This is a genomic window from Micromonospora sp. NPDC020750 (assembly GCF_044334565.1).
GTDB lineage: Bacteria > Actinomycetota > Actinomycetes > Mycobacteriales > Micromonosporaceae > Micromonospora.
In genome coordinates this window covers 61,865-74,849 of sequence record NZ_JBIRTH010000006.1, presented here as the reverse complement: position 1 = coordinate 74,849, position 12,985 = coordinate 61,865, and the positions used below count along the sequence as shown (strand labels likewise).

Below are 12,985 nucleotides of genomic sequence, written 5' to 3'. Positions count from 1 at the left end.
ACCATCCGGCGGCTCACCATCCCCAGTGGACGAAACCGGCCCAGGCGGCGACCTGGGCCAGCTCCTCGTGGTGCAACTGCTGGCGTAGCCGCGCCGGCATGCGGTCCGGGAGCGACCGCTCGGGGTCGAGCATCCAGATCTGCGCCCGCCGCAGCGCCTCCCACGCGGGCAGCCCTTCGGCCATCACGTGGTGGTGGAACATGTACATCAGCACCGAGGTGGCCCGGTCGGGGATCGCCCACTGGGTCGAGAGCACCGACCGGACCCCGCCGGCGAGGAACGCGGTGCCCAGGCTGTACGCCTCGTCGTACCCGTTGATCGCCAGGCCGGTGCGGCAGGCGGCGAGCACGACCAGGCCGATGTCGCGGTCCGGCGACCGTGCCATCAGCTCGACCAGCTCCTCGGCGGTCAACCGCCCGCCGCCGTCCAGCAGGAGGTATGAGGTGGCGGACTCCGGATCGGTGTTGATGACGCCGTGGCAGGCGAGGTGCAGCGTGGTGCCGGAGCCCGGGCTGGTGCCGGTCAGCCAGTCCCGGACCTCGTCGACACTGCCGGGCCCGGATCTGCTCGTCGAGCCGTCCACCCGCCGGCCGACGTACTTCCCGCCGGGGTAGAAGGACCGGTGGATGGCGTACGCCTCGGCCCGGGCCGCAACCAGGTCCGGCGCAGCCCGGCGGGTGTCCGGGTCCCCCACCACCAGGCCGACCGGTGCGGGCGGCACGGGGGCGAGGGCGGCCGACAGGCACAGCATGCGCGCGGAGGCGGCCTGCGAGAACGCGACCAGTTGCACCGCGTAGGTGCCGTCCGACCGGCGGGCCGCCTGCCACGGGAACCGGGCGAGTTCCCCCATCGGCACCAGGACCACCCGTGGCGGCCGGCCGGCGTCGGGCCGGGCGAGCGTGGGCAGGTACCGCTCCACCAACGGGCCGATCGCCGCCCGCCAGGCCCAGTCGCACATCGAGTCGAGGCTGGCGGCGAAGTCGGTCGGATCGTCGAAGGCGGTCAGGTCACGGCCCGGGTCCGCGACGGCCGCGTCCCGCCGGGCCAGGGCCCTGAGGTACCGCTCGACGTCGAGGTCGTCGCGGACGTGCAGGTTGGCCAGGGGGATGTAACCGGTCGGTCCCCGCTGCGGCGCGATGACCGCGAAACCCGGCACCGGCCCGTCCCCCGGCACCAGGTAGACGAGCGCGTCGGCGTCGAGGGCGGCCAGGGCGGTGCGGATCTCGTCGAGACCTGGCGCGTCGAGCAGTGCCCCGCCGCTATCCGGGGCGGCGAGCACGGTCAGCACATCGTGGCGCAGGTCGGTCGGAAGGCTCTCCGCCGTGCCGGTGGCCGCGGCTTCCCGCCAGCGGCGCGCGAGGTCGGGCCGGCCGGCGTCGTCGAGGCGGCGGGGGATGTTGCGGACCTCGGTGGCCGCGTGGAGGGCGAGTCCCCGGCCGGCGTCGAGGGCCCGGATGGCGTCGTCCGGGTCGTTGAACACAAGGCACTGCCGGGCGACGTCGACCGCGTCCCGTGCCGCCCGGCGCGCGGCGAGGTTGGCGGCCGGCAGATCGGACTGGAGCAACACCTTCCAGGCGTGTTCCTGGAGTCCCTCCAGGGCCGCCTTGTGCGGGTCCGGCACGGCTCCGCGCCGCCGCCGGGTGTACGACAGCATCTCGTTGATGGCCGCCCACATCGGGTGCGCCGGCCCGCCGGCCAGCGTTCGCGCCTGTTCGAGCAGCTCGTTCGCCTCCTCGACGTCCCCGGTGGAGCTGGTGAGTTCGCCGCGGTGGTACAGGGCGACCGCGAGCCCCAGCAGGTGGACCGGGCGCTTGGGGCTGTCGGAGCCGGCGAGGGCCACCGCCGCGCGGAGATGCTCGATGCCCTGCTCGACGCGGGCCAGGTCGGCCCCCCAGCCGGAGTACACGGCCGCGCTGCCGACGCTCCCGTGGTACGACGCCCGGCCCTCCGCGCCGAGTTCCGGCCGCAGCGTCAGGTTTGTCATGGCGGCGAGTTGCACGTCGGTGAGGGCGGGCGCCGGGGCGTCCGGGCCGTCGCCGTACATTCCGGTCAGCGGACCGGCGATGACCGCCATCTCCTCGAAGGCGCTCCGCAGCGGGTCGTCCGGTGGCAGGTGCTCGACGGCCTGCCCGAGCCGGTCGATGGACGGCCGCAGGTCCTCGTTTCGATGGCTTGCCCCGAGGACGTCCACGAGACCGGCGAAGGTGTCCGCGAGGTGCGCCATGGCGGGGTTGCCGGCCAGCCCGTCCCGGATCCGGCGCGCCTCGTCCGGGAACCGCCGCAGCGCGGCCTCGTCGCCGCTCTCGAGAGCCTGCAGGTACGTGAGCATGGCCCGGACCGAGCCGACCAGCGGCGCGGTCGCCGGGTTGTCGTCACCGCCGACCTGGTCGAAAAGGGAGCTCAGCTCCGTGAGCATCGCCCGGTCGTCCGCCACCTCCCCGTCGGCGCCGGCCTGCAGCAGCGCCATGGCGCGGGCCGCCGCGCGCACCTGTGGCCACTCCGCCGTGTCGGGCGGGTGTCGTTCGGCGATCTTCAGCAGGTCGGCGATTTGCCGGGTCCGGTTCTGGTCCGGAGGCGAGACGGAGCGCAGGATCGCGGACAGCAGGTCGGCCGCCAGGACGCCCCGGACGGCCGGCCCGGCGGGGAGCCGGTGCAGGTCGGCGATCGCCGCGTCCAGGTCACCCCGTCCGAAGGCCGCCCGGCTGATGGCGACGCACCGTTCGGTGATGCCGGTCGCCTCGTCCACGCGTTCCCCCTCGCCACGTTCAGCCCCGACGACTGAACCTGACGGACGGCGGACGTGGGACGGGCTCCCGGCCGGAGTCGAATCCGTCCGGGAGCCCTCTCAGCCGACATATCGGTGGTGGTGCGTATTCAGCGGTTGCCGACCGGCCGGCTGCCGGTCAGGAGAACTTGATCGAACCCGCCCGGTTGCCCCACCCGTCGCCGATGTTGCCGAGCACGGGTGCCTGGTCGATCCAGGTCGACGACGCGCCGGTGAAGTTGATCCCGTCGAAGAGCTTCACGTCGCACTGGTGATAGGTGTGCACCGAGCTGATCTTGTTGTTCAGGTCGCCCGCCGCGGTGCTTCGCAGGTCGTCCCACTGCAACTCGGCGTCGTAGGCCGGCGTGCACTCCTGGTTCTGAACCCAGGCCAGCACCGTGCCGGTGTAGTTCGCCCCGGTGTAGGTGCGGGCGATGACCAGACTGGCCTGGGCGCCGACCGCGCGCAGCGCCCGGTCCTCGCTGGTCGCGCAGGTTACCGCCCCGGTGTCGAGGTTGACCGCGCAGTTGCGCTGCGGCGCTGCGGCGGCGGGCGCGGCGAACGTGCCGAGCAGGCCCAGGGTGCCGAGGGCCGTACCGGCCACGGTGGCCATTCGTGCCTTCATCGTCTTCTCCTTCGTTTCAGGAACGGGTGCGGAGCGTCGATGACGTCCCGGTTCCATTGCTAGTCGCCGGCCCGCTTGATCGGGACAACCACGGGCCTGGGTCAATCAATTCCGGACAATGCGTGTTCACCAGCGGCAACGCGACAGCCGCCCGGCCCGGCTGGACAGCGTCGGTAACGATGAATCGGATTTGCTCGGAGTTCTGGGTGAAAGGGAACTGAGTGGCTCGTCAGGAGAGACCCGTCGATCCGACCGCCGGCCCGGTACAGGCCCTCGCCTACGAGTTGCGCAAGCTCCGCGCCGAGGCGGGCAACCCCACCTACCGTCAGCTCGCCAGATCCGCCGGCTACGGCGCGACGACCCTGTCGGAGGCGGCCGGCGGGACCCGCCTGCCGACCCTGGAGGTGCTGCTGGCCTACGTCGGCGCGTGCGGGGGCGACCCCGACGAGTGGCGACGGCGCTGGCACGAGACGGCGGAGCGGGTGCGCCCGGCGGAGCCCGTTCGGCAGGTCGTCGGAGAACGGCACAGCGACCCGGAGGGGGACGGCGACCCGGAGGGGGGCGGCGGCGCGGGCACGGAGGGCCCGGAACTGCCGGCGGTTGCACCGTCCGGTGTGCGGCGGCCCGGGAACGGGCCGCCGCGTCTGCGGTGGGTCGTACCCGTCGTCGCAGTCGCCGCCGCCGCGATCGTCGCCGTCGTCACGGTGGTCGAGCTGCCGGACGACGGTCCGACGGCGCCCGGCGCGGCGCGCTGTCCCTCCGTGCCGGACGGGGCCGTCTTCACCGGGGTGACCTACGGGGGCGGCGCCCACGTGCGCGACGGGGCGGCCCGGGACGAATCCGTGCTGACCACCATCCCGCCGGACTGCACGGTCGGCTTCACCGGCTTCTGTGTCGGCGAGAAGGTCTACGACAACACCGGCGGCATGCCGGACGTGCGCTGGTTCAAGGTGGCCGGCGGCGGGGTCGTCTCCTCTGCGGTCGTGCACGGCAACCCGCCGCGTGACCTGCCGGCGTCGGACTGTCGCAACGGCCGTCCGACCTCGACCAGCCTAGAACTGTCCGTCGTCACAGGGGCGGGCCGTTCCGGGATCGTGACGTTGCGGGCCACCGGCAAGGACCTGTACGTCGTGGGCTTCGCCGCCGCCGCGGGGGCCCCGGGGGCGTCCGGCGAGCGAAGCTGGCGGCAGGTCAGGCTGGCCGACGTGCGGGATCCGACCGTCGGGGCGAGCGTCCGGCTCGACGCGCTGCCGGGAACCTCGGCCCGTGGGCCGGTCGTCCTGGTCGCTGCCGCCTGCCTCGGCGGGGACAGCCCGACCGGTCTGGTGCGGGCCCGTCAGGTTCGGCCGGAGGATCCGCGCGGGGCGGTGCCGGTGACGCTCGACCAACGGCAGCAGGCCGAGGCGGCGGGGTCCGCCTGCCGCTATCCCAGCCGGGGGTGAGGGGCGGGCCAGGCGGGTGGGAACGGCCCGCGTACCGCTGCTCCGGTCACTGGTTCGCGAACCGTCGACGAGGGCGGGCGGCGGCCGGGCGGGGCGGGCGTCAACGGGCTGTCACCGGTGGCCCACAGTTTCTGGCGCACCGTGACGCTGGGGTGACGCCCGGCCCCGCAGACTCCATTCGCACAGGGCCGGCGAAGGAGACCTCATGATCGGAATGCGGCGGGTGCCCGGAGGTACGGGATGACGGGCGTACGCACGGTGCTCGCGATGCGCACCAGGGAGGGCTGCGAGCAGCGGTTCGAGGCCGAGTGGCTCTCGGCCGCCGAACAGATCCGCACCCTCGACGGGTGCCTGCGTCAGGACCTGGTCCGCGACGCCGAGGACCCGCGCAGCTACCTGATCATCAGCGACTGGGCGGACCGGGAGCGGTTGGACGCCTTCGGCCGAAGCGAACAACGGGACCGGCTGCTGCGCGTGGTCCGTGACCTTCGCGAGTCCGCGCAACGACACACGTACCAGGTCCTGCACGTCCTGCGGAGCGAGCCCGAGGAGTCGCGATGACCGAGCACCCCGTCCCCGCGTCGGAGCTGTACACCGACGAGTTCGCCGCCGACCCGTACCCCAGCTACGCCCGGCTGCGGGCGGACCGGCCCGTCTGCCCGGTCAGCTCGCCGCGGTTCGACTCGTACCTGATCAGCAGGTTCGACGACGCCCGGACGGCGCTGACCGACCCGAGACTGTCCAAGGACCTCTACGGGCCAGGCCAGCACTACCTGCGGATCTTCGGGCCGAACTCGGAGGGGTTGAACAAGAACATGCTCAACTCGGATCCGCCGGAGCACACCAGGCTGCGCCGGATCGTGTCGCAGGCGTTCGCGCCGCGCCGGATCGAGGCGCTGCGCCCCCGCGTGGCGGAGATCGTGGACAAGCTGCTCGACCGGATCGTCCCGCGGGGTGGGTGCGACCTGATGCGCGACTTCGCCATCCCGCTGCCGATGCTGGTGATCAGCGACCTGCTCGGGCTTCCGGAGTCCGACCACGAGCGGGTCCTCGACTGGACGCAGGTGATCAGGACGTCCGGGTCCGCCAACCGCAGCCCCGAGAAGGACCGGGCCGCCGTGCAGGAGGCCCAGCTACGCCTGCACCAGTACCTCATCGACCTGATCGAGGCCAAGCGCGCGCACCCCGCCGACGACATGATCGGCGCGCTGGTCGACGCCTGCGACCGTGACGGGGAACTGTCCGAGCAGGAACTGGTCACCACCACCTTCCTGCTGCTGTTCGCCGGGCACCAGACCACCGCGGACTTCATCGGCAACGCGACGGTGGCCCTGCTCACCCACCCCGACCAGCTCGAACTGCTGCGGGCCAGGCCGGAGCTGCTGCCGTCGGCGATCGAGGAGCTGCTGCGGTTCGACGGCCCGTTGCCGGTGGCCAGCCCCAGGATCGCCCTTGAGGACGTCGAGTACCAGGGCGTGTGCATCCCGCGCGGGTCGGTCGTCGGTGTGGCGATCAACTCGGCGAACCACGACCCGGAGCACTTCGCCGACCCGGACCGGCTGGACGTCCGCCGTGAGCGCGCCCCGCACATCGGTTTCGGCTACGGCGTGCACTACTGCCTGGGCGTCTCGCTGGCCCGGATGGAAGCGCAGATCGGCATGGGGACGCTGCTGCGCCGGCTACCCGGGCTGCGGCTCGGGGTGCCGGTCGCCGAGCTGCGCCGGCTGCCGGCGGCGTCGCCGTTCCGTGGCCTGTTGGAGCTGCCGGTCCGGTTCGCCGCCTGACCCGCCCGGTGGCCCGGCCGCCCCGATCCGGGTCCGCCCGACCCATGTCCGCCTGATCCATGCCGCCCGGTTCGCGTCCGCCCGATCCATGTCCACCCGTCCATGCCGCCCGGTTCACGTCCATCCACCTGAGGAGCAGCCATGATCTACCGGTCCGTGATCGTCTGCCACATCGTCCCCGGCAGCGAGGGCACCGTCGGCGACGTCTTCGGCTACTACGACAAGACGACCCGACCGCAGGATCTCGGCGTGATCGGCCGGACCCTGCTGTCGCTGGACGACCTGTACATCCACGTGATCGAGCGCAACATGGACCCGAAGGCGTCGCTGGGCAAGGCCCGGGGACTGCCCGCGTTCCAGCAGATCGCCGAGGCCATCGCCCCGTACGTGACGCCATATCCGAAGAACTGGCAGAACCCGTCCGACTCCGTCGCCACGGAGTTCTACAGCTGGGCTCCGGCCGAGGGCTCGGTGCCCGCGTCGGAGTCGGACGACGGGAACATGACCGTCATCGTCGCCCGGATCAAGCCCGGGGCGGAGCCCAACGTCGCGCGGGTGTTCGCCGAGTCCGACGCGGGGTCGCTGCCGGTCGAGCTGGGCGTCACCGGGCGCTGGCTGTACTCCATCGACGACGTCTACCTGCACCTGCTGGAGCGCACCGACGCGGCGTTCGCCCAGGCCATGCGGGAAAGCCACGCCAAGCCGGCCTTCGCCAAGATCATGGAGGACCTGAATACGTTCATCACCCCGTACAACCCGGAGACCTGGCGCGGCCCGGAGGACGCGGTGGCCAAGGAGTTCTACCGCTGGCGCGCCGCGGACTGAGGCCCCCGACGCCGGGGATCGCCGACCCGACAGCTTTCGCGCCCTCGTCCACCTACGCTCAGCCGACCACCGTCGACAGCGGAGCGGATGGTGAAGCGTGGTGGGACAGCCCTCTTCCGCCGCCACCGGGGCCGAACCCGGTCTGCGCTGGCTGCACCTGCTGGTGCTGCTCGCCCTCGTGGCCGTGGGGGTGGGCGCCGGCGACATGGTGTTCGTCGTCCACAACCTCGGGCAATGGGGCGAGGTGCAGGCGTGCGCCGCCCTGCACGACCTGCCGCCCGACGGCGGGCAGGTCGCCCGCCTGCTGGGTCGCAGCGCCGAGTACGACCGCTGCGCCGCCGCGTTCGAGGCCACCCGTCAGGCGGCGCAGCTCGCCGGTGGGACGGCGATGCTGGTGCTGGCGGGGCTGGTCGTGTTCCTCGACGGCCTGTCGGTGCGGCTGGGACTGTCCCGCCGGGGCCGGCGCCGGCCCCCCGACGGGGACGCGTCGACGCTGATCAGGCAACGGTTCGAATTCTGGTGCGACGAGCTGGGGCTGCGCGGCCGGGCCCGCCCCAGGGTGGTCGTCGCGCCGGTCGGGACAGCCGACGCGCAGGCGTACACGACCGCCGTCCCGTACGGCCGGGCTGTCGTCGTGGTGCCCGTCGTCCACGCGTACGGCCGCCGGGACGTCCTCGACCTGGTGGTGTTGCACGAGCTGGCCCACGTCCGGGCCAGGGAGGTGTCGTGGGCGTCGGCGACGTGGTGGGCGGGGTGGCTCGTCGTGCCGGCGCTCCTCTCGGCCATGGCCCCGGTGCTGGTCGCGCCGGCCGCCGTGACCGGGTCGTACGCCGTCTCGCTGTCGATCGCGGCCGGGGCGGCGACCGCGATGCTGATCCTGCGCGCCGCCGTGCTGCGCCGCCGCGAGCACGCCGCCGACCGGTTCGCCGTCGCCCGGGGGGACCTGCGGGACGCGCTGGTCGCCGCCGCCGACGGGGAGGCCACCGACCGTCCGGCGCGGTGGAGGCCGGGCCGGCTGTTCGCCACCCATCCGGACCCGTCCGGCCGGGTCGCGGCGCTGGGGCGCGACGACCGGTGGGAGGGCGGCTTCGCCGTCGCGGCCGTCATCGGGCTGGCGACGATGTCCGCCCTGCAGAGCGCCCGCCGCGTGCTGCTGCACACCCCCGACACGCCCCTCCCGCTCGGCGTGGACAAGGAGGACCTCGCGGTGGCGGTCGCCGCACTCGTCTGGGCGGCAGCGACCATCCCGATCTGGATCCACCATCCCGCGCCGACCCGGCGTCGCTGGTGGGCCCGGGTGCTCGGCGCCGCCGTCGGTCTGGCGGCCGGGTGCGTCCTGCCCAGTGTCGGGACGACCGCGTCGATCTACGCCACGTTCACGGCCGGGTTCGGGCCGGCCGCGCTTGCCTGGCTGGTACCGGCGCTCGCCGGTGTCACGGCGCTCGCCGCCGGGCTGGCCGAGGCGGTGGCGGCCCTGCCCGGCGGCGCCCGCCGCGTCGTGGCGGCGCTCCTGTCGGTGCTCGGCGCGGCGGTGCTGCTGACCGCGGTCGCGCTCACCGCCACGCTGCTGCTGTACGGCCACTGGGCGTGGCGCAGCGTGGCCATCGACCGGGTCCTGTGGAGCACGCCGGATCGCCTCCGGAGTTGGGCCGCCGTGGCGCTGGTGGCGGCCTGCGTCCTGCCGGTCCTCGCGAGGGCCCCGGCCCGCCCGACCGCTGCCCCGCCGGACGGGGTGACGCCGGGCGGAGAGGCCCCGGGCGGGATGGTCCCGGGTGGGGACGCCCCGGGTCGGGTGGTGCCGGGCGGGGAAGTCCCGGGCGGGGGGAGCGGCGGAGGTGGCCGGTGGTCGGTGCGCCGGCTCGCCCTGCTGGTGGCGGTCGCCGGCATCGCGGCGGGGCTCGTCGGCGCGGTTGCCGCCGCGCCGCTCGCCGACCGGCTCGTCGGCGACGACGCCGCGTTCTTCCTGCTGTCCACCGGCTGGTGGGCGTGCGCGGCGGCGGGATGGGTGGTGGCGCTGGCGCTCCTGCTGTCGCTGGGGGCGCGCGGCCCCGACGGCGGGGTGGCCGTGGCCTGGCTGGCCGGCGCGGGCGTCACGGCCGTGAGTGGCACCGTCCGGTACGCCGGGGAGGTGCTCGCCGGCCGAGGTCCCGCCCACCCGCTCACCTTCGTGCAACGGCCGTGGTGGCTGCTGACGGCCCTGGTGCTCTTCTCCACCCCGGCAGCGGTGCTGGTCCGGGACGTCGTGGCGGCGCGGCGGGAGCGGGTCGGACGCCCGCCGGTGCCTCGCCGGGCCTGGCCGGTACCCGTGGCGACCGTCGCCGGCGCCGTAGCGGTGGCCTGCGTCGTGGCGCTCGGCTGGACCGTGCCGGTCACCGGCCGGCAGGGCGACCTGGCCCGGCTCCTGGCGGCGCGCGTGGACCCCGCCGCGGCGGACGGCGGCCGGGGCCGTCCCGCGGGCACCGCGCCCGGCCGGCCGCTCACCCGGCAGGGAGCCGACGCCGTGCTGGCGCAGGCGCGACGCGGCCTGCCGTCGGACTGGCCGCCGACCCGCACTGCCGCGTGGACCGGCACGGACGACCCGGCGACCGTGCGGCCGAAATCGTGTGCGGACCGGTTCGCCGCCGTGCGGCAGGCCGAGGATCGGCGCGCGGCGGCGACCACCCGCGAGGTCAGGCTGCAGGTGCCGGCCGGCGTCCTGCCACCGCTGGGGGCCACGCTGCACCTGCGGCTGACGTCGTACCCGTCCGCCGACGCGGGGAAGCAGGTCGTCGCCGAGGCCGGGGACACCGTGGCGGCCTGCCCCCGCTGGTCGGTGCCGGCGCCGCTCGCCGATGACGGGGTGTCGCGCCGGTGGGCCATCGCCATGCCGGCGCCGGACCTGCCGTACGACAGTTGCCGGACCAGGCTCACCGATTCCTCGTCCGTCGGCGGTCTTCCCGCGGTGACCGGTGGGGCGCTGGTCGTGGTGGGGATCGGGCACAACGTGGCGGTGGCGGAGATCGCGTACGGGAGGCCCTTCCGGGACCAGTTGGAGCCGAAGGAGCAGGGCCTGCTCGACGACCTCGCGATCGTGGCGGCCCGGCTGATCGTGAACGCCCTCGACTCCTGAGGGCATCCGGGTGCGTACGGACGGCCACCCGCCCGGACCGCTCGGCCGATCCCGGTCAGCGGGCTGTGACTGTTCTGCTACACAGGTTCCAGGTACCCGACGGCTTCCCGCTCCACAGCGGACGAACGGATCGGTGATGCGCCATGGTGGATTCGACGGCCCGGTCCGAGTCGGGCCTGCTGCACCTCAGCGATCTCGCCCGGGAGGTGATCGAGGCCGCCGCGCCGGAGGAGGCCGGCCTGCTGCCCGAGGTGACCGCCTCCTGGCTCGCCGGTGACCTCGCTGCCGGGCCCGGCTGGCGGGGGCGTCGGCGGGGTGCCGCGATCGGCCTCGGCCTGGACGCGCCGCTGCTGGTCACGGTCGTCTACCCGGTGCTGGCAGCGGCACTCACCCCGCTTCTCGTCCCGGCCGCCGAGCGGGGCTGGCGGCGGCTGTCCGACCGGTGGCGACGCCGCCGCCGGCGCACCGACCTCGTGATCCCCCGCGAACTCGTCGAGCAGGCCGAGGCGGTCCGCGATGCGATCCTGGCCGGCGCACCGGGCGTGGGGGTGTCCCGCCGCCGGGCTGCCGTGCTCGCCGAGGCCGCGTACGCCGCGTTGATCCGGCGGCAGTTCGGCGGTGACCGGTGACCGGGCGTCCCGCCGGCCGGCCGCTGAGCAGGCGTCACGCCCTCGGGCTGGCCGGTGCCGGCCTGACCGGGATGCTCGTCGGATGCGGCGACGACGCCGCGCGGCCCGCCGGGGACGCGACCCTGCCGACCGCCGGGTCCGGCGCGTCGCCGGGCTCCGCCGGCGTCCTGGCCGACCGGCTCGCCGGCTACCGCAGCGCGTTCCGCTTCATCCGGACCAACACCATGGCGTACGACGACGAGGCGGCGTCGGCCAGGGCCACCGTCGCGATGCGGGTCGAGATCGCCGCGTTCCTCGCCTGGGCCCGGGACAACGGCCACCCCGACATCCGCCCGGCCCTGCCCCGGGTCCCCGCCGGCGAGGAGTACCTGCTGGATCCGCTGTTGGGCAACGACGAGAGCCTCGACACCACGCCGCTGTCCGGTGCCCGACAGCCCTTCGGCCGGCTGATCCCCGACGCCGAGACAATCAAGAGCTACCCGGCCACCCGGCAGGCCGGGTTCGCGCTCACCATGCTGAAGATGGTCCTGTCCCGGGCCGAGTACGCCCGGCTCGTCACCGACTCCCCGTTGGTGCGGGCGGCCGGCGGCAAGAGCATCATCACCATCTACCCGTTCTCCGCGCCGGAGCCGAAGGGCGGCGACTCCTACCTGGTCCTGCTCCCCGGCGTCCGGGACGCCTTCCGAACGGACCCGGCGCTGCGCTGGCTGGTTGCCAACCCCGGTCAGGCCATGTCCGGGGAGAACCAGCGCCGGCTGGTCGAGGGCGGCGGGACGCTGTACACGGCCGAGGGGTACCGGGTCGTGTACATCGACAGCGCCCGGGCCGAGGACGTGCCCGCCCTGGTCGCCGGCGCGCTGTACGAGGCGCTGTGGACGGTGCGGGACGGCTGACCCGGCCACCTCGGGGGAGTGCGCGTCGCCGGCGCGGCGCCTGCCCGGCTCGATGCCGTACCGGTGGTCCGGTCGGCGCAGACGCCGGCCCGATCACGTTGCCTGCCAAGGGAGTGGTTGATTACTCGCTACTGTCAGGGTGACCGCGCGACGGCCGGGTGGGCCGTCGCGACGGTCAGTGCCCGCAGGCCCGTCGACAAGCGTCCTGGCCCACGGGGCGTCGACCTGCTCGGCGCCCATGGTCACCACCACGCTGCACATCGCACCCTTGGCGAAGAACTCCCGCACCTGCGCCTCGCTGCCGCCGGAGACGCTGCGGGTGTACTCGACCAGGCGGGCGTAGCCCCGCTGGACGGCCCGGCGGATCTCCGGCACCGAGACCGCCGCGCACTGGGCGTGCAGCTGCACCAACAGCAGGTCCTGGTCCCGGATCAGCAGGGTGTAGGCACCGGCCATGGCGGACAGGACCACCTCGGGCGAGCTGCCCGGGGCCGCCGCCGCACCCTCGCTGAGGCTCTCCCGGAACCGCTCGAAGCAGCGCTCGGTGACCGCGGCGAACAGCGACTCCTTGTCCGGGAAAAGCCGGTACAGGTATGCCTGGGAGATGCCGGCGCGCTTGGCGACCTCGACGGTGGTGGTGCCGAAGTAGCCCCGGGCCGCGAACGCCCCGATGGCCGTGGAGAGGACGTCCTCCCGCCGCTCCTCGGCGGTGGAGAGCGTCCTGGTGCGCGTGGTCGGAGACACGTGAGTAGGCAACCACACCCTTCGATTCGTGGCAAGCGGTTGCCGGGTAACGCGCGGGGTCACGGCGTGGCACGTCCCAGCGGGTGGCCGGCTCCCTGCCGAAATCCGACCGAGGTGTCCGATCACGGGCAGCTACCAGGACGTATTGATGACTACCATCAGTGGTGTCG

At 74.1% G+C, this 12,985-nt stretch carries 10 protein-coding genes; 7 read left to right on the top strand and 3 right to left on the bottom strand.

Going from position 1 to position 12,985, the window contains the following annotated elements; translation table 11 throughout:
• Nucleotides 1–13: 13 nt before the first annotated feature.
• Both ACH4T9_RS19590 and ACH4T9_RS19585 read right to left on the bottom strand, forming a co-directional pair.
• Complete coding sequence (locus tag ACH4T9_RS19590; protein WP_396673122.1) at nt 14–2,746, bottom strand: CHAT domain-containing protein; 2,733 nt, start codon at nt 2,744–2,746, stop codon at nt 14–16.
• 157 nt (nt 2,747–2,903) lie between these two features.
• Nucleotides 2,904–3,389, bottom strand: a complete 486-nt coding sequence (locus ACH4T9_RS19585) for a peptidase inhibitor family I36 protein (RefSeq protein ID WP_396673121.1) — start codon at nt 3,387–3,389, stop codon at nt 2,904–2,906.
• Between the two features lie 221 nt (nt 3,390–3,610).
• On the opposite strand from ACH4T9_RS19585, the gene ACH4T9_RS19580 reads away from it, so the two are divergent.
• From ACH4T9_RS19580 to ACH4T9_RS19550, 7 genes are all read left to right on the top strand, one after another.
• Nucleotides 3,611–4,831 carry a helix-turn-helix domain-containing protein gene (locus tag ACH4T9_RS19580; RefSeq protein WP_396673120.1) on the top strand — a complete coding sequence of 407 codons (1,221 nt, stop codon included), beginning with the start codon at nt 3,611–3,613 and terminating at the stop codon, nt 4,829–4,831.
• A gap of 240 nt (nt 4,832–5,071) precedes the next feature.
• A complete protein-coding gene (locus ACH4T9_RS19575; protein ID WP_396673119.1) occupies nt 5,072–5,392 on the top strand; it encodes a putative quinol monooxygenase in 321 nt (106 codons plus the stop codon).
• A complete protein-coding gene (locus ACH4T9_RS19570; RefSeq protein ID WP_396673118.1) occupies nt 5,389–6,615 on the top strand; it encodes a cytochrome P450 in 1,227 nt (408 codons plus the stop codon). Before ACH4T9_RS19575 ends, ACH4T9_RS19570 begins: the two co-directional genes overlap by 4 nt.
• Nucleotides 6,616–6,756: 141 nt before the next feature.
• A complete protein-coding gene (locus ACH4T9_RS19565) occupies nt 6,757–7,440 on the top strand; it encodes a TcmI family type II polyketide cyclase (protein ID WP_396673117.1) in 684 nt (227 codons plus the stop codon).
• 100 nt (nt 7,441–7,540) lie between these two features.
• Nucleotides 7,541–10,549, top strand: a complete 3,009-nt coding sequence (locus tag ACH4T9_RS19560) for a M48 family metalloprotease (RefSeq protein ID WP_396673116.1) — start codon at nt 7,541–7,543, stop codon at nt 10,547–10,549.
• Nucleotides 10,550–10,692: 143 nt separating this feature from the next.
• Complete coding sequence (locus ACH4T9_RS19555; RefSeq protein ID WP_396673115.1) at nt 10,693–11,178, top strand: hypothetical protein; 486 nt, start codon at nt 10,693–10,695, stop codon at nt 11,176–11,178.
• A complete protein-coding gene (locus ACH4T9_RS19550; protein ID WP_396673114.1) occupies nt 11,175–12,071 on the top strand; it encodes a hypothetical protein in 897 nt (298 codons plus the stop codon). Before ACH4T9_RS19555 ends, ACH4T9_RS19550 begins: the two co-directional genes overlap by 4 nt.
• Before the next feature lie 93 nt (nt 12,072–12,164).
• Here ACH4T9_RS19550 and ACH4T9_RS19545 read toward each other — a convergent pair whose 3' ends face one another.
• Nucleotides 12,165–12,815, bottom strand: coding sequence for a TetR/AcrR family transcriptional regulator (locus ACH4T9_RS19545; RefSeq protein WP_396673113.1), 651 nt, complete (start codon nt 12,813–12,815; stop codon nt 12,165–12,167).
• Nucleotides 12,816–12,985 lie beyond the last annotated feature (170 nt).